We start from the raw sequence: 21,940 nt of genomic DNA, 5'->3' as shown, positions 1-21,940 counted from the left end.
TCTTTCGAATGATATAGATGAGGTCAACCTCAAAAATCTAATTATTTGAAGGAGAATGAATGACATTTACTAAAGCAGGACATAAAAAGGGAACTTTTCTCAGAAAGACAGCTGTAGGATCAGCTTCACTATTACTAGCAGGAGCTTTTTTGTTTGGTGGAGGAGCTGTTCATGCTAATCAGGTAAATGGTGGATCACTAGCACGTGGAGATGATTATCCCTATTATTATAAAAATGGGAGTCAGGAGATTGATAAATGGCGCATGTATTCTCGTCAGTGTACTTCTTTTGCAGCCTTTCGTTTGAGTAATGTCAATGGTTTTGAAATTCCGGCGGCTTATGGAAATGCTAATGAATGGGGATATCGTGCTAAACGAGAAGGTTATCGCGTAGATCAGCGCCCAGCAATTGGTTCTATCGCTTGGGATACGAGTGGACAGTATGGTCATGTCGCTTGGGTATCCAATGTTTTTGGTGATATGATTGAAATTGAAGAATACAATTATGGAGTCAGAGAAAGGTACAATCGACGAACGGTAAAGGCCAATTCTATGACTGGATTCATTCATTTTAAAGATGTGGGGAATACTAGCTCAGGAAATTATCAGTTATCACTCGTATCTAGTGGGACACATATTTTTACAGAAAAAGCAGCCATTATGGATCAGCCATCACTAACAGCAACGATTATCGATTATTACTATGCGGGAGAAAGTGTGCATTATGATCAAACTCTTGAAAAAGATGGGCATAAATGGATTAGTTATATTTCACGAAGCGGGAACAGACGTTATATCCCCTTAACTAAAACAAGTAGCTCTAAAAATGGTTGGGAAAAAGAAGGAACTGTTTGGTATTATTATGAAAATGGTCAGAAAGTAGTCGGTTGGAAGAAGATTAATGGAAACTGGTATCATTTGCAAGCTGATGGTACAATGACGACAGGCTGGTTAAAAGATGGTTCTAAGTGGTATTATCTGAAGTCGTCTGGCGAAATGCAGACAGGCTGGTTAAAGGATAATGGAACATGGTACTATCTTGAAAGCTCAGGTGCTATGAAGGCTAGCCAGTGGTTTCAGGTTTCAGGGAAATATTACTATGTGAATGCATCGGGAGCTTTAGCAGTCAATACGACTATCGATGGTTTCCAAGTTGATAGCAGTGGTGCACGAGTAGAAAATCCAGCATCATAAGTGTTATTCAGTATTTGGGCTCTTCCTAATGGTATTTTTCCCTGCTTTCCTTTATAATGGGTGTATGGACAAGAAAAAATTATTACTAATTGACGGATCTTCAGTTGCTTTTCGGGCATTCTTTGCACTTTACCAGCAACTGGATCGTTTTAAAAATGACAATGGACTACATACCAATGCAATCTACGGTTTTCATTTGATGCTAAATCACCTGTTGGAGCGTGTTCAACCGAGTCATATCTTGGTTGCTTTTGATGCGGGGAAGACGACTTTCCGTACAGAGATGTATGCAGATTATAAGGGTGGTCGTGCTAAGACTCCGGATGAGTTTCGTGAGCAATTTCCTTTTATTCGTGAGTTGCTAGACCATCTGGGAATTCGTCATTATGAGTTGGCCCAGTATGAAGCAGATGATATCATTGGAACTCTTGGTCGTTTGGCTGAAAAGGATGCTTTTGATGTAACTATCGTCAGTGGAGACAAGGACTTGATCCAGTTGACAGATGAACATACAGTGGTTGAGATTTCTAAGAAAGGTGTAGCTGAGTTTGAGGCATTTACACCAGAATATCTCATGGAAAAGATGGGCATCACACCAGCTCAGTTCATCGATCTTAAGGCCCTCATGGGAGATAAGTCAGATAATATCCCTGGCGTAACCAAGATTGGTGAAAAGACTGGTATCAAGCTCTTGTTAGAACATGGCTCGCTCGAAGGTATTTATGAAAATATTGATGAGATGAAGGCATCGAAGATGAAGGAAAATCTCATCAATGATAAGGAGCAAGCCTTCCTATCTAAAACACTGGCGACGATTGATACGAAAGCGCCGATTGAAATCGGCCTAGATGATTTGGTTTATAGCGGTCCAGATGTGGAAAACCTAGGTAAATTCTACGATGAGATGTGCTTTAAACAGCTCAAGCAAGCTTTGAATGTATCTTCAAGTGATGTGGCTGAGAGTTTGGACTTTACCATCGTAGATCAAGTGAAGGAAGATATGCTGAGTGAAGATTCCATTTTTCACTTTGAACTTTTTGGGGAAAATTACCATACTGATGACTTGATTGGCTTTGCTTGGTCATGTGGAGACAAACTCTACGCTACAGATAAGTTAGAACTTCTGCAGGATCCGATTTTTAAGGATTTTCTAGAAAAAACACCTCTAAAAGTGTATGACTTTAAAAAAGCAAAAGTCCTCTTAAATCGCTTTGGTTTGAATTTGCAGGCTCCTGCTTTTGACAGTCGTTTGGCCAAATACCTTCTCTCTACTGTCGAGAATAATGAAATCTCCACCATCGCTAGTCTCTACGGTCAAACTTACCTGGTCGATGATGAAACCTTCTACGGCAAGGGTGTCAAGAAAGCTATCCCTGAGCGAGAGAAATTCTTGGAACACTTAGCTCGTAAGGTTGCTGTATTGGTTGAGACAGAGCCTGTTTTACTTGAAAAATTAAGCGAAAACGGACAACTTGACCTTCTTTATGATATGGAGCAGCCTCTGGCTTTTGTCCTTGCTAAGATGGAAATCGCTGGGATTAAAGTTAAAAAAGAAACACTTCTTGAGATGCAAGCTGAAAATGAGCTCGTCATCGAAAAGTTGACGCAAGAGATTTATGAGCTGGCTGGGGAAGAATTTAATATCAACTCACCAAAACAGCTGGGGGAATTGCTTTTCGAAAAGTTAGGGCTCCCTCTCGAATATACCAAGAAAACCAAGACAGGTTACTCGACAGCAGTAGATGTCTTGGAGCGCCTAGCTCCTATTGCACCAATCGTCAAGAAAATTCTCGATTACCGTCAGATTGCTAAGATTCAATCCACTTATGTGATTGGTTTGCAGGACTGGATTTTAGCTGATGGCAAGATTCACACGCGCTATGTGCAAGATTTGACTCAGACAGGTCGTCTGTCTAGTGTGGATCCAAACTTGCAAAATATCCCTGTTCGTTTGGAACAAGGGCGCCTCATTCGTAAGGCTTTCGTGCCAGAGTGGGAGGACAGTGTCCTTCTCAGCTCGGACTATTCACAGATTGAGTTGCGCGTTTTGGCACATATCTCTAAAGATGAGCACTTGATTAAGGCTTTCCAAGAGGGAGCTGACATCCATACCTCGACAGCCATGCGGGTCTTTGGAATTGAACGTCCTGAGGATGTGACTCCGAATGACCGTCGTAATGCCAAGGCGGTTAACTTTGGAGTGGTTTACGGGATTTCAGACTTTGGCTTGTCTAATAATCTGGGCATCAGCCGTAAGGAAGCAAAAGCCTATATTGATACCTACTTTGAACGCTTCCCAGGTATTAAAAACTACATGGATGAAGTGGTGCGTGAGGCGCGTGATAAGGGCTATGTAGAAACTATCTTCAAGCGTCGTCGTGAGTTGCCAGATATCAATTCGCGTAACTTTAATATTCGTGGTTTTGCGGAACGTACAGCCATCAACTCACCTATCCAAGGATCGGCTGCAGATATTCTCAAAATCGCTATGATTCAGCTGGATAAAGCCTTGGTTGCAGGTGGTTATCAGACTAAGATGCTTCTACAAGTACACGATGAAATCGTTCTTGAAGTTCCTAAGTCAGAATTAGCTGCTATCAAAAAACTCGTCAAACAAACCATGGAAGATGCCATTCAACTCAGTGTGCCCCTCATTGCTGATGAAAATGAAGGCGTAACTTGGTATGAGGCCAAGTAAAAAATAGACTATTAAACAAAAAGAAATCCCCTTGAACTTTACTGTTCAAAGGGGATTTTTGCTGAGAAAATTTTGCAAGAAAAGATAAAAGCGATTTAATCTAGCTAGTAGTAGACTTACTTGAGTTGTTTCTTTTGTTCTTTTTTGGCAAGTACTGGTAGAATCACACCTAATCCAATCAGAATAATTGGGGTCAAGATATTTGTAAGAAGAGAGAATTGCCAAGCAGTTGGATTCTCAGCGTAATTAATTTTTGGAACCATACCAAGGATACAAGCAAAGGCAGTGAAGAGGAAGCACCAAGTACCGATAACAAAACCAAGCTTAGGATTGTTCACAAACTTGTATTCGGCATTTTTGTATGTCTTCCAAGCGCGATTGAGCATCATGTAGGCAAGGAATACCCAGAGGTAACGCATTGGCATTACGATCGAATTGAGGTTTGTCATCCATTTTACAAGTCCATCAATTTCCTGAATACCAAAAATTGGAAGAATGATGATAAGGCTAACGAGGACACCTGTAAGAAGGTAGCCATTAATGAGGACACCTTTTTCAGTACGTTTGCGAAGCCAGCTTGGGATGTAGTTTTCATCAGCGTTATTGAGAAGGATTTGCAATGGTGCGTCAATAGAGAAGGCAAGCGCAGCGATTTGTCCGACCATGTTTGTAAGAGCGTAGATCACGACAAAGAGGTTTCCAACTCCCCAAGAATTTCCTAACATTTGGAAGGCTTGATAAGCACCATTACGCATGAGGTCTTCAGGGATGTTATTGCCATCAAATAGCATTCCCATGGCAACTGATCCGAGGATAGCAGAGAGCCCCACCATGATGGCCATGACAATCATACCTTTTGGAAATTCTTTTGCAGGGTTGCGAGTTTGATTAACATATGGGGAAATTTTTTCACAACCACCAACTGCAAAGACCAATAGTGAGATTGTTGTAAAATAAGAAAAATCAAAGTTTGGAATGTAGGTGCTCAGTTGATCCATGTGCGGTGTCGCAAACTGAATATCTGGCTTGATGAAAGGCAGACCGACAGCCAAAAGCACAAAGAGTAAAGACATAATCAACATAGCACTTCCCGCTAAGCTACCAATGACTTTTAGAGTTGCCAATCCTTTTGTAGAAAGGTAGAGGAAAAGTCCAAAGATTAGCAAGCAGAGAATAACGATCCAGTGGATGTCGATTTGTTTAAGGAATTGTCCGTTACCTTGCAAGGCCCAACCAAGCGGAATTAGAATTCCTTGAGGTTTTTGTGCGAGATAAGGGATATGCACAACCCAGTAGGTCCAAGCAGCAAAGTAAGCTAAACGTTTGGTTGATGTTTTTTCAACCCAGTCACTAACACCGCTTCCGCTTTCCTTAAAGGTAGAACCTAGTTGTCCAACGATGAGGGAATAAGGGATGAAGTAGAGTGCGAGGATTAAAATCCAAGATACGACGACTGAAATTCCCTGTTGAGAATAGTTGTTGACGACGTTTCCTAGCCCCCAAACCATGTTGAAGGCAATCAGAGAAACCATCAGCCAATTAAGTTGGTGTTGATCTTTTTTCATAATGTCTCCTTTTCTATTAATTTCAGTATATCATGTTTTTTTGAAAGCGCCTAACAAAATCCGAAATTTCCTATAAAAAATGTAGGGGGAATTTATCAGCTGGAGTTTGTACTTGAGTAAAAGTTATACACAATCTGTGGATAACTTTGTGAAATAAACAATTGTTTTCCAAATGTTAGTTTAGAAAAAAGAGATAGAATGTATGAGTTGGGTACTAAGCTAGTCGGATATAAAGACTGATAGAACAGGCTATTCAGGGTGTTTTAGTTTAGGATGTCAAAAAAATGGTTGAGAGAAATCGTTTGGAAGTACATGAAATTGATTTGAAAGTTGATTGAAAGTTATACACAATCTGTGGATAACTTTGTGGAGGATTTGGTATAAATCAGAAAGTCCCCTTGTACATGACAAAGGGATTTGAACTATTAGTGATTTGGTAACCAGCTGAGTGTAAAGTCTAGATTTTGGGCATCTAGCAAATCCTGGTGACCAATACTCTGAACTTCTTTTCCGTCAAGATGACAGTCTTGTACAAAGTGGAAGTGTTCATGATTTTGTTGCGTACGAATATCCAACCACTGGTTTTTTTCTGCTAGATAGACACGAAGGTGGTCAAAGAGTGGAATCCCAAGGTCGTAAGACGCTTTTCCTGGACAGGTGGGATAAAGCCCAAGAGTGGACCAGACATACCAAGCCGATAAACTGCCGTTATCCTCATCTCCTGGATAAGCATCCCAGCCAGCTCGAAAGGCTTTTTGACGGAGCGTCTTGATTAAGAGACTGGTATATTGGGGATAATTACTGTAACGGAAAAGATAAGGGATATGGAAACTTGGTTGGTTTGAAATGGCTAGTTGACCAAATGGCGCGGTTGCCATTTCGCTCATCTCGTGAATTTCATATCCATAACCCGTCGTTTCAAAGAGCGGTAAACTTTGACAAACTTTTAAGAGATAGTTGCTAAAGGCTTCTTTTCCACCCATTAGTTGACCAAGTCCAGAAATATCGTGTAAGACACCGAGACTGGCTTGGATGGCTGAACACTCAGCATAATCACGGCCCCAACTATAAGGAGAAAAGTCAGGACGGAAGTTGCCATCTATATCATGCGCCCTCATATATCCTGTCTCAGGATCAAATAGATTCTGATAGTTTTTAGAATAGTGGGCATAGGTTTGTGCCAGCTCTTTTTGACCTAATTTTGTTGCGCAGGTAGAGATGCAAAAATCACTGTAAGCATAGTCCAGTGTATGACTGACACTTTCATGGAAGTCTGTGGATAGGTAGCCTAGCTCTTGGTATTGGCTTAGGCCGTGTCGCCCGTTGATAGCTTTTGGATCTGCCTTAGTAGCAGTTTCAATCATGGCTTTGAGAAATTCTTCTTCAAACTCAGGTGCCATGTTTTTGCAGGCGCTATCTGCAATAAGACCATCAATCAAAGTGCCAGGCATCATTCCTCTTTCATCAGGGGCAAGCCACTTAGGAAGATATCCAGTGTCGCGGTAGCTATTGAGGAAGCCTTCAAGAAACTGACGATAGTATTCTGGAATAATCAAGGCAAAGAGTGGGAATGAAGTGCGGAAGGTATCCCAGAAACCATTATTGGTAAAGAGAAGACCTGGTTTAATTGTTCCTGAAGCGAGGTCTATATGAATCTCTTCTCCCTGTTCACTCACCTCATAGAAGGTTTGCGGGAAGAGAAAGAGTCTGTATAGACAATGATCAAAAAATGTTCGGTCTACAGAGCCGGTTTCCACGACATCAAAACGGCCTAGAAAATCTTCCCAACTTTTTTTGGCGTCTGCTTTTGTTTCTGTAAAATCCTGTTTAGGAAGATTAAAGAAAGCTTGTTCTTTGGAAATAAATGAAGTGGCCAATTGAATCTGAGTTTCCGATTCAGCCAAGTCAATACGCCAGTCTTGCCCAACTTGCTTGACAGATAGAATATCCGTAGAGAATGTGAGGGAAGTATACATGACGAGAGGACTTTTGTTGGTTTCGGTTAATCCGCTTTGACCAAGGATGACAGTACGCTCATCTACTTGCTCTAATGATAAATCATCAGCTGCATGCAGATAGAGTGAGAGCTTCTTGCCTTGTATCTGTCTTAGTTGAATAGAAGCCCCATAGCAAGTAGGTGTGAGTTGGGTTTCAATCTGATAACGTTCAGAAAAAATCTTTAGAAAATGGGGATTGAAAATAGCACGATCAAGGTTATAAGAAGACTGCCGATGGAAGAGGGTGCCGCCACTGATTTCTCCTGTAACAGGAGTCAGTAGTAACCAAGAATAATCACCAATCCAAGGGCTAGGCTGATGGGTTAGTCGAATACCCTGAAAGATAGGAAGATGGGGATCAAAAAACCAAGACCCGTCATGGTCACTAGTTTGTGGAACAAAGTAATTCATCCCAAAAGGCACTCCAGCGTATGGTAGAGTATTTCCCCGAGAAAAGGCATGCTTGCTCGCGGTGCCAAAGCGCGTATCAATGGTTTCAAGTATCGGTTTCATAGTGGTTTCCTTCAGTAGTTTTCTACATTATATCAGAAAAAGGATACTTTTAGAAAATGACTTCAAAATATAACAATTTTGTAGAATAATGACTAACATTTGTGTATATATTTTCTGGACTAAAAGCTATATACTGAAAATGAAAATTTGTTTGAAAGAGGCAAAATAGTTTATGGTTTATTCTAAAGAAATTGTCAGAGAGTGGCTAGATGAGGTAGCGGAGCGTGCTAAAGATCATCCTGAGTGGGTTGATGTCTTTGAACGTTGCTATACAGACACCTTGGACAATACAGTTGAGATCTTAGAAGACGGCTCAACTTTTGTACTGACTGGAGATATCCCTGCTATGTGGCTTCGGGACTCGACTGCTCAGCTGAGACCATACCTCCATGTGGCTAAAAGAGATCCTCGTTTGCGTCAGACCATTGCTGGTTTGGTCAAACGTCAGATGACTTTGATTCTCAAGGATCCCTATGCCAACTCTTTCAATATTGAGGAGAACTGGAAGGGTCATCACGAGACAGACCATACAGACCTCAATGGCTGGATTTGGGAACGCAAGTATGAAGTAGATTCGCTTTGCTATCCCTTGCAATTGGCTTACCTTCTTTGGAAGGAAACTGGTGAGACTAGCCAGTTTGATGAAACTTTTGTTACGGCGACCAAGGAGATTCTTCATCTTTGGACGGTGGAGCAAGATCACAATAACTCACCATACCGTTTCGTCCGTGATACCGATCGTAAGGAAGACACTTTGGTTAATGATGGTTTTGGACCTGACTTTGCCGTGACAGGAATGACCTGGTCAGCCTTTCGTCCAAGTGATGACTGCTGTCAGTATAGCTACTTGATTCCATCAAATATGTTTGCGGTGGTTGTTTTGGGATATGTCCAGGAAATCTTTGCAGAATTGAATCTAGCCGATAGTGAGAGTATCATTGCAGATGCAAAACGTCTGCAAGCTGAAATCCAAGAAGGGATCGAAAATTACGCCTACACGACTAACAGCAAGGGCGAGAAGATCTATGCCTTTGAAGTGGATGGTCTAGGTAATGCTAGCATCATGGACGACCCTAACGTACCAAGTTTGTTAGCTGCTCCCTATCTTGGTTACTGTGATGTGAACGATGAGGTCTATCAAGCCACTCGTCGCACTATTCTCAGTCCTGAAAATCCCTACTTCTACCAAGGAGAATACGCTAGCGGTCTCGGAAGTTCTCATACCTTCTATCGCTATATCTGGCCGATTGCCCTATCAATTCAAGGCTTAACAGCTATAGATAAAGCTGAGAAAAAATACTTGCTAGATCAGCTTGTTGCTTGTGATGGAGGTACGGGGGTTATGCACGAAAGCTTCCACGTTGACGATCCGACTCTCTACTCTCGTGAATGGTTCTCTTGGGCCAATATGATGTTCTGCGAGTTGGTCTTGGATTACCTAGATATTCGCTAATGAGCCTTAGCTCAATAGGTTCTTGTAAAGAATCACAAATATAATTTTAAATTTAAGTTAGAATGAGGTTTTACTTCATGGAAAATGTTGTTGTACATATTATTTCTCACAGTCACTGGGATCGTGAGTGGTATCTACCTTTTGAAAGTCACCGTATGCAATTGGTGGAACTTTTTGACAATCTGTTTGATCTTTTTGAAAATGATCCTGAATTCAAGAGTTTCCACTTGGATGGACAAACCATTGTCCTTGATGACTATTTAGAAATTCGCCCTGAAAACCGTGACAAGGTGCAACGTTATATCGACGAAGGCAAATTGAAGATTGGGCCTTTCTATATCTTGCAGGATGATTACTTGATTTCCAGTGAAGCTAACGTCCGCAATACCTTGATTGGACAAGCGGAATGTGCTAAATGGGGCAAATCAACTCAAATTGGTTATTTCCCAGACACCTTTGGAAATATGGGGCAGGCTCCTCAAATCCTTCAAAAATCAGGTATTCACGTAGCAGCCTTTGGTCGCGGTGTCAAGCCAATCGGATTTGATAACCAAGTCCTTGAAGATGAACAGTTTACCTCTCAATTTTCTGAGATGTACTGGCAAGGGGCTGATGGTAGTCGTGTTCTCGGGATTCTTTTTGCCAACTGGTACAGTAATGGAAATGAAATTCCAGTTGATAAAGATGAGGCCTTGACCTTCTGGAAACAAAAATTGTCAGATGTGCGTGACTACGCATCGACCAACCAATGGTTGATGATGAACGGCTGTGACCACCAGCCTGTACAGAGAAATATTAGTGAAGCCATTCGTGTAGCCAACGAACTCTTCCCTGATGTGACCTTTATTCATAGCTCCTTTGACGAATATGTCCAAGCAGTGGAAAGTGCACTTCCTGAACACCTATCAACGGTTACAGGTGAGTTGACTAGTCAGGAAACGGATGGTTGGTATACTCTTGCTAACACCTCTTCATCCCGTATTTACCTCAAACAAGCCTTTCAAGAAAATAGCAACTTGTTAGAGCAGGTTGTGGAACCGTTGACCATCATCACTGGCGGTCATAACCATAAGGATCAATTGACCTATGCATGGAAAGTGCTCTTGCAAAATGCGCCACACGATAGCATCTGTGGATGTAGTATTGACGAAGTTCACCGTGAAATGGAAGTTCGTTTTGCCAAGGTTAATCAAGTCGGGAATTTTGTTAAGACCAATCTTCTTAACGAATGGAAGGGTAAATTAGCTACTCAAAATGCGCAAAGCGACTACCTCTTTACCGTTGTCAACACAGCTTTACATGACAAGGTTGATACAGTTAGTGTTGTAGTGGATGTGGCTACTTGTGATTTCAAAGAATTGCATCCGACTGAAGGTTACAAGAAGATGGCAGCCGTGACCTTACCAACCTACCATGTTGAAGATTTGGATGGTCATGTCATTGAAGCTAAGATTGAAGACTTGGGAGCAAGTTTTGGTTATACTTTACCAAAAGACAAGTTCCGCCAACCCTATATTGCTCGTCAAGTGCGCGTGACAATCCCGGTCCACCTTGCTCCGCTTTCTTGGGCAAGCTTCCAATTAGTTGAAGGCCAAGTAGAATACAGAGATGGTATTTATCAAAATGGAGTCATTGATACCCCATTCGTAACAGTGAGTGTAGATGAAGGAATTACAGTTTACGACAAGACTACGAATGAAGCCTACGAAGATTTCATCCAATTCGAGGACCGTGGAGATATTGGTAACGAGTACATTTACTTCCAGCCGAAAGGAACTGAGCCAATTTATGCTCAACTGAAAGGTTATGAAGTCTTAGAAAACAATGCTCGCTATGCCAAAATCTTGCTCAAACATGACTTGACTGTTCCAGTTAGCGCAGATGAAAAATTGGATGCAGAACAAAGAGGTATCATCGAGTTCATGAAACGAGATGCAGGTCGTTCAGAAGAGTTGACAACCATTCCTCTTGAAACAGAAATGACTGTCTTTGTGGACAATCCACAGATTCGCTTCAAGACTCGCTTTACTAATACAGCCAAAGACCACCGCATTCGTCTCTTGGTGAAAACTCATAACACTCGTCCAAGCAATGCTTCTGAAAGCATCTATGAAGTTGTGACAAGACCAAATAAACCAGCAGCTTCTTGGGAAAATCCTGAAAATCCACAACACCAACAAGCTTTTGTCAGCTTGTATGATGATGTTAAAGGAGTGACCGTATCCAATAAAGGATTGCACGAATATGAAATTCTTGGAGATGACACCATGGCTGTAACCCTTCTTCGTGCTTCAGGCGAACTCGGTGACTGGGGCTATTTCCCAACACCAGAAGCTCAGTGCTTGCGAGCTATCGAAGTTGAGTTTGCAGTAGAATGTCACCAAGCAGGGGAACGCTTCTCCGCTTTCCGTCGTGCCAAAGCCTTCCAGGTGCCATTTACAGCTCTTCAAGTTGCAAAACAAGAGGGGAGCGTTGCAGCAACGGGTAGCCTCTTTAACCATCCGGCACTGAACTTGCCACAAGTCTGCCCGACAGCCTTTAAGGTAGCTGAGAATGAAGAAGGTTATGTCCTTCGTTACTACAACATGAGTCAAGAAAATATCCGTGTGTCTGAAAAACAACAAACCATTCTTGACTTGTTGGAACGCCCATACCCAGTCCATTCAGGACTATTGGCACCACAAGAAATTCGTACAGAATTGATTAAAAAAGAAGAAATTTAATTTCAAAAAGAAAACATAAACAGAAAGGAGGAGCGAAAAAGTAAGAACCAACTGCTGATTCGCTCCTTTTTACAGGTGAAAGCAATGACCCTTGCAACCATTGATATCGGAGGGACTGGGATTAAATTTGCCAGTCTAACTCCTGATGGAAATATTTTAGATAAGAGCAGCACTCCAACCCCAGAGACTTTAGAAGACTTATTAGCTTGGTTGGACCAACGCTTGTCTGAACAGGACTATCGTGGGATTGCCATGAGTGTGCCAGGTGCAGTTAATCAAGAAACAGGTGTGATTGAGGGAATTAGCGCCATTCCTTACATCCATGGATTTTCTTGGTATGAGGCCCTTGCTCATCACAAGCTTCCAATCCATCTAGAAAATGATGCCAACTGCGTTGGACTCAGTGAATTGTTGGCTCATCCTGAGATTGAAAATGCAGCCTGTGTCGTGATTGGTACAGGAATCGGTGGGGCTATGATTATCAATGGTAAGCTTCACCGAGGACGTCATGGCTTGGGCGGTGAGTTTGGCTATATGACAACCATCGAACCGGCGGAAAAGCTCAACAACTGGTCACTACTAGCTTCTACAGGAAACATGGTTCGTTACGTCATTGAAAAATCTGGTCAGTCTGATTGGGATGGCCGCAAGGTTTACCAAGAAGCGGCAGCCGGCAATGCTCTTTGCCAGGAAGCCATTGAGCGTATGAATCGTAATCTGGCTCAAGGACTGCTCAATATCCAGTACCTGATTGACCCAGATGTGATTAGCCTAGGTGGCTCTATCAGTCAAAACCCAGATTTTATCAAAGGTGTGCAAAAAGCAGTAGACACCTTTGTGGAAAGATATGAAGAGTATACAATTGCTCCAGTCATTCAAGCTTGCACCTATCACGCAGATGCCAATCTCTACGGTGCCCTTGTCAACTGGTTACAGGAGGAAAACCAATGGTAAGATTTACAGGACTTAGTCCCAAACAAGCGCAAGCTATTGAAGTATTAAAAAATCACATCTCCCTACCGGATGTAGAGGTGGCAGTCGCTCAGTCTGACCAAGCTTCTATCTCTATCAAGGGTGAGAATGGGCAGTATCAACTGACCTACCGCAAACCTCATCAACTCTACCGCGCTTTATCTGTGCTAGCAACAGCTTTGGCAGAAGGTGACAAGGTAGAAATTGAAGAACAAGCTACTTACGAAGATTTGGCTTATATGGCTGACTGTTCCCGAAATGCGGTGCTCAATGTCGCTTCTGCCAAGCAGATGATTGAAGTCTTGGCTCTCATGGGGTACTCAACTTTTGAGCTCTATATGGAAGACACCTATCAGATTGAGGGACAACCCTATTTTGGTTATTTCCGTGGAGCATACTCAGCTGAAGAGTTACAGGAAATTGAAGCCTACGCTCATCAGTTTGATATGACCTTTGTCCCATGTATCCAGACCTTGGCCCACTTATCAGCCTTTGTCAAATGGGGTGTCAAGGAAGTGCAGCAACTTCGTGATGTAGAGGACATTCTCCTCATCGGCGAAGAAAAAGTCTACGACCTGATTGACGGTATGTTTGCGACGTTATCTAAACTACAAACTCGCAAGGTCAATATCGGGATGGATGAAGCTCACCTAGTTGGTTTGGGGCGTTATCTTATCCTGAACGGTGTGGTTGATCGTAGTCTCCTCATGTGCCAACACTTGGAGCGCGTGCTGGATATTGCAGACAAATACGGTTTCCACTGCCAGATGTGGAGCGATATGTTCTTCAAACTCATGTCAGCAGACGGCCAGTACGACCGTGATGTGGAGATTCCAGAGGAGACTCGTGTTTACCTTGACCGTCTCAAAGACCGTGTGACCTTGGTTTACTGGGATTATTACCAAGATAGCGAAGAAAAATACAATCGTAACTTCAGTAACCATCACAAGATTAGCCAGGATATCGCCTTTGCAGGTGGTGCTTGGAAGTGGATTGGCTTTACACCTCATAACCATTTCAGCCGTCTCATTACTCTTGAAGCAAACAAAGCCTGCCGTGCCAATCAGATCAAAGAAGTCATTGTGACTGGTTGGGGAGATAATGGTGGTGAAACAGCCCAGTTCTCGATCCTACCGAGCTTACAAATCTGGGCAGAACTCAGCTACCGCAATGATTTAGAACGTCTGTCAGCTCATTTCAAGACCAATACAGGATTATCCGTTGAGGACTTTATGCAGCTTGACCTGGCCAACCTCTTACCAGACTTGCCAGACAATCTCAGTGGAATTAACCCTAACCGCTATGTCTTTTATCAGGATGTCCTCTGTCCAATCCTTGACAAGCACATGACTCCTGAACAGGACAAGCCACACTTTGCTCAGGCAGCTGAGATTCTTACTGACATTAAAGAAAAAGCAGGTATCTACGCTTATCTCTTTGAAACTCAGGCTCAGTTGAATGCTATTTTAAGTAGTAAGGTTGATGTAGGCCGACGCATCCGTCAAGCCTATCAAGCAGGCGATAAAGAGAGCTTGCAGCAAATTGCTAGAGAAGAACTACCAAAATTAAGAAGCCAGATTGAAACCTTCCACAAGCTCTTTAGCCAACAATGGTTGAAGGAAAACAAGGTCTTTGGTTTGGATACAGTAGATATCCGTATGGGTGGGCTCTTGCAACGCATCAAGCGAGCAGAAAGTCGCATTGAAAACTACCTGGCAGGCGAAATCTCTCGTATTGACGAACTAGAAGTAGAGATTCTTCCATTTACTGACTTCCACGCAGACAAGGACTTCGCAGCAACGACAGCCAACCAGTGGCATACCATCGCGACAGCTTCGACTATTTATACAACCTAGAAATTTATCACAGATAGCCAAACATCTCCTTTTAAATAAATGGAGATGTTCTTTGATTTGGAGCTAGGGAAGGAGTATAATGAAAGTATAAGGATAGTTTGGAGGTCTGACCATGAAAAAGCTACTACTAGTCCTAGGTGCAAGTATGCTAGTTTTATCTGCTTGTCAAAAGACGACAGAAGATAGCGCAACTAGTTCGTTAACACCAAAAAACCAACAAACCAAGGAAGTAACAAACTATTTTCACTACCTAGCGGATTCCTATCAAAAGGCTCTTTTCCACGAAAAAGAAGACAAGGATACAAGTGTTCAATCACCCATGGCTGCTACGGTTGTAGCCATGGAAGAGCTCCAGCAATCTAATCCGACTGACCAAGCCTTGATTATGAAGAACTACTCGGATTTTCAGAAGCTAATCCAATACAACACGGAAAAGTGGCAGGAAGAGTTTGCAAGCTGGGCTGCTTCTATGGGACAGTCCTATTATAGACTAGAGCATAGAAACTTTGACGAAAAAAATGAACTCATCAAACAATTGGAAACAACGACTGTTTCTCAGAAAAGAGTCAGATGGAATATTTTCGGGGTATCCAGTGACAACGCCTATGATTACTTGGTTTTGGATGCCTACTATGATGATCAGGACAAACATTTCTACTTATTTACACTGAAAGATGGGCAAGCACAGGTCTTACATGCCGATAAGACTTTAGAAACTATCAGTGCTGCAAACTTTGAAGAGACTGAAAACACAGATTTAGCACAAGGCTTTAAGGAATTTCTATTAAAAACAAGCGTAGCTACAGAGAATGAGCCAGATATAGACAATAGTTCTCTAACAGACAAGATAAAAATAGCCATGGAATCCTACTCAGATAGTAAGGGTGAAAGATTTAAGTCAACTAGCCTAGCAACATATGGTCGCTATTATGGGCTTGCAGTTCCGGATCAGATGATGCAATTTGGGCAAGTCGATGGAGTCAAATATACTTTTAAATGGCATGGCTATACTGCTGGTCTTGGAGAAAAACGATTTGAAATCTTGGCCTGTTATGTAAATGAAGCAGGGACAGAAGTGATTCTCTTTGGCTACAAGGATGGTCACCCAACTATTTTACATACTGAGGGGGAACCAGAGATTTATAAAAACGAAGCAGGTGCTATTATAGATGCCCAGGTTCATTTTGTTGATTTTCACCAACCGATATTAGAACAAGTTTTCAAGTAACAAATATGGGCAACACCTCTTGCAAGCAAGACGTTTCTCGTGAAACATCCTTCTTATATAAAAAAGTTCTCCACATAAAATAATTTGTGGAGTTTTTTCTATAATTAGTAGTTTAAACTATCCTTAAAATAGGAGTATACTATTTTTGTAAACGTTATCAAGTCTAAAAATTGTGAGATTATCAAGTTTTAGAAAAATAAAAAGGGAGGAAATTATGAACAAGTTTTCAAAAACTTTGAGAGATAATTGGATATTTCTCTTAATGGTTTTACCAGGGACACTTTGGTTGATCTTATTCTTCTACATCCCAGTATTTGGAAATGTGGTTGCCTTCAAAGACTACCATATGACTGGTGAAGGATTCGTCCACAGTATTATAAATAGTAAATGGGTTGGACTAGATAACTTCAGATTCTTATTTAGTTCAAAAGATGCCTTTGTCATCACTCGAAACACTGTCCTTTACAACCTTGGATTTATCTTTATTGGTTTGATCGTATCGGTTGGGATTGCCATTATTCTTAGTGAACTTCGCTCTAAGCAAATGGTTAAAATCTACCAAACTTCTATGTTATTCCCGTATTTCCTATCTTGGGTTATCATCAGTTTCTTTACAGATGCTTTCCTAAATATCGATAAAGGGCTTATCAATCACACCTTAGAAGCTCTCGGGATGAAGGGTATTAACTTCTACGCTGATGTAAGTATTTGGCCTTACCTCCTCCTCTTCCTAGGTATTTGGAAGGGCTTTGGATACAGTAGTGTGATGTACTATGCAACAATCATGGGTATTGATCCAACCTACTACGAAGCAGCGACAGTGGACGGTGCTAGCAAATGGCAACGTATCCGCAACGTAACCATCCCTCAGTTAACACCACTTGTGACAGTATTGACCATCCTTGCAGTCGGAAACATCTTCCGTGCAGACTTCGGTCTCTTCTACCAAATCCCTCACAATGCTGGTCAGCTCTATAGCGTAACAAACGTATTGGACGTCTACGTCTTTAACGGTTTGACTCAGACAGCAGATATCGGTATGGCATCAGCAGCCGGTCTCTATCAGTCAGTCGTCGGTTTGATTCTGGTTATTCTATCAAACTTACTTGCAAGACGTGTTGATCCTAACTCGGCACTATTCTAGAAAGGAGGAGCATATGGCAAAAAAAATTCAAAAAGAAAAAATTGATAATGTTGGCATACACTCCTTCAGCAAGAAAGCAGATATCTTCTTTAGTATCATTTCTGGTTTGCTGGCCTTCTCTTGTATCTTGCCTTTCATCTTTGTAATCATTATCTCAGTTACAGATGAGAAGAGTATCGTTCAATATGGATATAGCTTCTTTCCATCACAGTTTGGATTAGATGGTTTTGAGTTTTTGGCTCAGTTCAAAGATAAGATTTTACAAGCGCTCTTTATCTCAGTGTTTGTGACAGTTGTCGGTACATTGACAAACGTCTTTATCACGACAACTTACGCTTACGCCATCTCACGTTCAACATTTAAGTATCGTAAATTCTTTACAATCTTCGCTCTTCTTAGTATGTTGTTCAATGCTGGTTTGGTACCAGGCTATATCGTGGTGACTCAATTGCTTCACCTTGGTGATACTATTTGGGCCTTGATTGTTCCAATGCTTCTATCACCATTTAATATCATGTTGATGCGTTCCTTCTTCAAGAAAACCATCCCAGAAGCAATCCTCGAATCAGCTCGTATCGATGGAGCTAGTGAAGCTCGTATCTTCTTCCAAATCTGTTTGCCACTGTCACTACCAGGTATCGCAACGATTACACTATTGACAGCGCTTGGATTCTGGAATGACTGGTTTAACGCCCTTCTTTACATCAAGAGTGATAACTTGTATCCATTGCAATATTTGCTCATGCAAATTCAAAACAACATGGATTACATTGCTAAGTCAGTTGGTATGTCAGGACAGCTTGCAGTTGCCCTACCAAAAGAAACAGGTCGTATGGCCATGGTCGTTGTTGCGACTGTTCCAATTGCGATCCTCTACCCATTCTTCCAACGTTACTTTGTAAAAGGTTTGACTATCGGTGGTGTTAAAGAGTAAGGAAGTCTAAGAAACATTGTTTCTTCTCTAACTCTGATTTTTCTGACAAAGGAAAATCAACAATTTAATTTTGTTAATAACTTTAAAAATAAAAAAAGGAGTTTTTATAATGAAAAACTGGAAAAAATATGCGTTTGCATCTGCTAGCCTTGTCGCTTTAGCTGCTAGCCTTGCAGCTTGTGGAAACCTTAAAGGAAACAACCAAAAAGCTGCTGACTCTGCTTCAGGTGACAAACCTGTTATCAAATTGTACCAAATCGGTGACAAACCAGATAACTTGGATGAATTGCTAGAAAATGCAAACAAAATTATCGGAGAAAAAGTTGGTGCTAAATTGGATATCCAATATCTTGGATGGGGTGACTATGATAAGAAAATGTCAGTTATCACATCATCTGGTGAAAACTATGATATCGCCTTTGCATCTAACTATGTTGTAAATGCTCAAAAAGGTGCCTATGCAGACTTGACTGACTTGTACAAGAAAGAAGGGGCAGAACTTTACAAAGCACTTGACCCAGCTTACATCAAAGGTAACAGCATTAACGGTAAAATTTACGCAGTTCCAGTTGCAGCCAACGTTGCATCATCTCAAAACTTCGCCTTCAACGGAACACTTCTTGCTAAATACGGTATCGATATTTCAGGTGTCACTTCATACGAAACACTTGAACCAGTCTTGAAACAAATCAAAGAAAAAGCTCCAGATGTAGTGCCATTTGCGGTTACTAAGAACTTCATCCCATCTGATAACTTTGACTACCCAGTTCCAAACGGACTTCCATTCGTTATCGACCTTGAAGGAGACACTACTAAGATCGTAAACCGTTACGAAGTACCTCGTTTCAAAGAACACTTGAAGACTCTTCACAAATTCTATGAAGCTGGATACATTCCAAAAGACGTAGCAACAAGCGATACTTCATTCGACCTTCAACAAGATACTTGGTTCGTTCGTGAAGAAACAGTAGGACCAGCTGACTATGGTAACAGCTTGCTTTCACGTGTTGCCAACAAAGATATCCAAATCAAACCAATCACTAACTTCATCAAGAAAAACCAAACAACACAAGTTGCTAACTTTGTCATCTCAAATAACTCTAAGAACAAAGAAAAATCAATGGAAGTGTTGAACCTTTTGAACACTAACCCAGAACTCTTGAACGGACTTGTTTATGGACCAGAAGGCAAGAACTGGGAAAAAGTTGCAGGTAAAGAAAACCGTGTTAAAGTCCTTGATGGATACAAAGGAAACACTCACATGTCAGGATGGAACACTGGTAACAACTGGATCCTTTACATCAACGAAAACGTTACAGATGAGCAAATTGCACAATCTAAGAAAGACTTGGAAACTGCAAAAGAATCTCCAGCGCTTGGATTCATCTTTAACACTGACAACGTGAAATCTGAAATCTCAGCTATCACTAACACTATGCAACAATTCGATACAGCTATCAACACTGGTACTGTAGACCCAGAAAAAGCTATTCCAGAATTGATGGAAAAACTTAAATCTGAAGGTGCTTACCAAAAAGTATTGGATGAAATGCAAAAACAATACGACGAATTCTTGAAAAGCAAATAATCGCAAGAACAATTGATTTCGTGTATTCATTCCTAAAAAGAGCGATCACTGCCTTGTCTGGATATTTCCAGACGGGGTGGTGATTCTTTTTAGGGTAAGTGCATATAATTATCTGTATTTCTATCTAGATATTTGCTCTTACATATAACATTGGACACAGACATATGAAAAAATACCATCTACTCTTTAAAATCAGTGCAATCTTATCTTACTTATTTTTCGTATATGGACTCTCTCAGCTAACACTGGTGGTTCAAAATTACTGGCAATATTCTTCTCAGATTGGCAATTTTTTCTGGATTAAAAATCTTATCAGTCTTGTCTTTATTGGCCTCATGATTTGGATTTTAGCCAAGGCAGGACATGGCTACCTTTTTGTTATTCAAAAGAAAAAATGGCTATGGTATACAGTTTTGACGGTTTTCGTAACCGTACTTTGCATATCTTTTAATTTTCAAACGGCAAGACATGTACAGTCAACCTCTGAGGGCTGGGCTGTACTAATCGGCTATAGTGGGACAAATTTTGCCGAGTTGGGTCTCTACCTGACCTTATTTTTCCTAGGTCCTCTGATGGAAGAGTTGATTTATAGGGGTTTGTTCCAACACGCCTTCTTTAAAGATTCGAAGCTTGGACTTGACCTGATTCTTCCTTCGGTTTTATTTGCTCTTCCTCACTTTTCTAGCTTTCCAAATTTCTTAGATATTCTTGTTTTTTCGACATTTGGAGTATGTTGTGCTGGATTAACTCGTTATACCAAGAGTATCTATCCTAGCTATGCAATTCATGTGATTAATAATATTGTAGCAACCTTGCCATTTTTGTTAACTTTTCTTCACCGAATATTTAGTTGAAACAAGATCTGAAAATGGTCTTGTTTTCAATTTTCGGTCAAATAAATTGCATTCGCTTTCTTGGGAGAGTATACTGGTATAGTTGAATGAAAAATTCTGATAATTTAATCTTAGAAAAGAGAATCAATCTTATGTCAAAAGATATTCGAGTTTTACTTTACTATAAATATGTTCCCATCGAAAACGCGGAACAATTTGCTGCAGACCACTTGGCTTTCTGTAAGTCTATCGGGCTCAAGGGCCGTATCCTAGTGGCTGACGAAGGGATCAACGGAACCGTTTCTGGAGACTACGAAACAACGCAAAAATACATGGACTATGTTCACAGCCTTCCAGGTATGGAAGACCTCTGGTTCAAGATTGACGAAGAAAGTGAGCAAGCCTTCAAGAAGATGTTTGTTCGCTATAAGAAAGAGATTGTCCACCTTGGTTTAGAGGATGATAACTTTGACAACGACATCGACCCACTTGAAACGACAGGTGCTTACTTGTCTCCAAAAGAATTTAAAGAAGCCCTCCTAGATGAAGATACAGTGGTCCTTGATACTCGTAATGACTATGAGTACGACCTTGGACACTTCCGTGGGGCTATCCGTCCTGACATCCGCAACTTCCGTGAATTACCACAATGGGTCCGTGATAACAAGGAAAAGTTCATGGATAAACGTGTCGTTGTTTACTGTACAGGTGGAGTCCGCTGTGAGAAATTCTCTGGCTGGATGGTCCGTGAAGGCTACAAAGATGTCGGTCAATTGCATGGAGGAATTGCGACTTATGGGAAAGATCCAGAAGTTCAAGGGGAACTTTGGGATGGGAAAATGTATGTCTTTGACGAACGTATTGCAGTCGATGTCAACCATGTCAATCCAACCATTGTAGGGAAAGATTGGTTTGATGGAACACCATGTGAACGCTATGTCAACTGTGGAAATCCATTCTGTAACCGCCGTATCTTGGCATCAGAAGACAACGAAGACAAATATCTTCGTGGTTGCTCGCACGAGTGCCGTGTTCATCCACGTAATCGCTATGTTTTGGAACATGAATTAACACAAGATCAAATCATCGAGCGTCTAGCAGAAATTGGTGAGAGCCTAGATCATTCTGAAGTTGTATAATAAACATTAACAGTCCTAAAGGGCTGTTTCAGATTGAAGACAAAGTCCTTGGAAGTGAAGTTTCTAAGGGCTTTTCTTTGTGTAAAGTCGTATAATAGAGGTAA

At 41.3% G+C, this 21,940-nt stretch carries 14 protein-coding genes; 12 read left to right on the top strand and 2 right to left on the bottom strand.

The features are described 5' to 3' along the window. Nucleotides 1-59 precede the first annotated feature (59 nt). Together M1R56_RS06085 and polA are read left to right on the top strand one after the other, a co-directional pair. Entirely contained in the window at nucleotides 60-1,193 is a 1,134-nt protein-coding gene (locus M1R56_RS06085; protein WP_248035048.1) for an SH3 domain-containing protein, read from the top strand. A 64-nt stretch (nucleotides 1,194-1,257) separates the two neighbouring features. Beyond that, a complete protein-coding gene (polA, locus tag M1R56_RS06080; protein ID WP_248035046.1) occupies nucleotides 1,258-3,891 on the top strand; it encodes a DNA polymerase I in 2,634 nt (877 codons plus the stop codon). 116 nt (nucleotides 3,892-4,007) lie between these two features. On the opposite strand, the gene M1R56_RS06075 is transcribed toward polA, so the two are convergent. Both M1R56_RS06075 and M1R56_RS06070 read right to left on the bottom strand, forming a co-directional pair. Continuing rightward, nucleotides 4,008-5,456, bottom strand: coding sequence for an amino acid permease (locus M1R56_RS06075; RefSeq protein WP_248035044.1), 1,449 nt, complete (start codon nucleotides 5,454-5,456; stop codon nucleotides 4,008-4,010). A gap of 425 nt (nucleotides 5,457-5,881) precedes the next feature. After that, entirely contained in the window at nucleotides 5,882-7,966 is a 2,085-nt protein-coding gene (locus M1R56_RS06070; protein ID WP_248035042.1) for a GH92 family glycosyl hydrolase, read from the bottom strand. Between the two features lie 172 nt (nucleotides 7,967-8,138). Between M1R56_RS06070 and M1R56_RS06065 the strand changes: the two genes are divergently transcribed. The 10 genes from M1R56_RS06065 to M1R56_RS06020 all read left to right on the top strand — a co-directional run bounded on the left by M1R56_RS06065 (nucleotide 8,139) and on the right by M1R56_RS06020 (nucleotide 21,836). Beyond that, a complete protein-coding gene (locus tag M1R56_RS06065; protein ID WP_248035040.1) occupies nucleotides 8,139-9,419 on the top strand; it encodes a glycoside hydrolase family 125 protein in 1,281 nt (426 codons plus the stop codon). 77 nt (nucleotides 9,420-9,496) lie between these two features. Beyond that, nucleotides 9,497-12,142: an alpha-mannosidase gene (locus M1R56_RS06060; protein ID WP_248035038.1), complete on the top strand. Its 2,646-nt coding sequence runs from the start codon at nucleotides 9,497-9,499 to the stop codon at nucleotides 12,140-12,142. Nucleotides 12,143-12,226: 84 nt separating this feature from the next. Beyond that, a complete protein-coding gene (locus M1R56_RS06055; protein ID WP_248035036.1) occupies nucleotides 12,227-13,096 on the top strand; it encodes an ROK family protein in 870 nt (289 codons plus the stop codon). Beyond that, nucleotides 13,090-14,970, top strand: coding sequence for a beta-N-acetylhexosaminidase (locus M1R56_RS06050; RefSeq protein WP_075231020.1), 1,881 nt, complete (start codon nucleotides 13,090-13,092; stop codon nucleotides 14,968-14,970). Before M1R56_RS06055 ends, M1R56_RS06050 begins: the two co-directional genes overlap by 7 nt. Before the next feature lie 112 nt (nucleotides 14,971-15,082). After that, nucleotides 15,083-16,198: a DUF4767 domain-containing protein gene (locus tag M1R56_RS06045; RefSeq protein ID WP_075231019.1), complete on the top strand. Its 1,116-nt coding sequence runs from the start codon at nucleotides 15,083-15,085 to the stop codon at nucleotides 16,196-16,198. 214 nt (nucleotides 16,199-16,412) lie between these two features. Beyond that, entirely contained in the window at nucleotides 16,413-17,342 is a 930-nt protein-coding gene (locus tag M1R56_RS06040; RefSeq protein ID WP_049526184.1) for a sugar ABC transporter permease, read from the top strand. Nucleotides 17,343-17,355: 13 nt separating this feature from the next. Next, the gene (locus tag M1R56_RS06035) at nucleotides 17,356-18,276 is read left to right on the top strand and encodes a carbohydrate ABC transporter permease (RefSeq protein ID WP_006149055.1); all 921 of its coding nucleotides are present in this window, start codon (nucleotides 17,356-17,358) and stop codon (nucleotides 18,274-18,276) included. A gap of 109 nt (nucleotides 18,277-18,385) precedes the next feature. Then, nucleotides 18,386-19,864 (top strand): ABC transporter substrate-binding protein, encoded by a 1,479-nt coding sequence (locus M1R56_RS06030; RefSeq protein ID WP_248035034.1) that lies wholly within the window; start codon nucleotides 18,386-18,388, stop codon nucleotides 19,862-19,864. 164 nt (nucleotides 19,865-20,028) lie between these two features. Continuing rightward, the gene (locus tag M1R56_RS06025; RefSeq protein WP_075231017.1) at nucleotides 20,029-20,718 is read left to right on the top strand and encodes a type II CAAX endopeptidase family protein; all 690 of its coding nucleotides are present in this window, start codon (nucleotides 20,029-20,031) and stop codon (nucleotides 20,716-20,718) included. Nucleotides 20,719-20,849: 131 nt separating this feature from the next. After that, nucleotides 20,850-21,836, top strand: a complete 987-nt coding sequence (locus M1R56_RS06020; RefSeq protein WP_248035032.1) for a rhodanese-related sulfurtransferase — start codon at nucleotides 20,850-20,852, stop codon at nucleotides 21,834-21,836. Nucleotides 21,837-21,940: the final 104 nt, after the last annotated feature.

Origin of the sequence: Streptococcus sp. oral taxon 431 (assembly GCF_023115445.1) — a bacterium.
GTDB lineage: Bacteria > Bacillota > Bacilli > Lactobacillales > Streptococcaceae > Streptococcus.
Note: the sequence above shows the minus strand (reverse complement) of the source record. Positions and strands in the feature narration are given on the sequence as shown.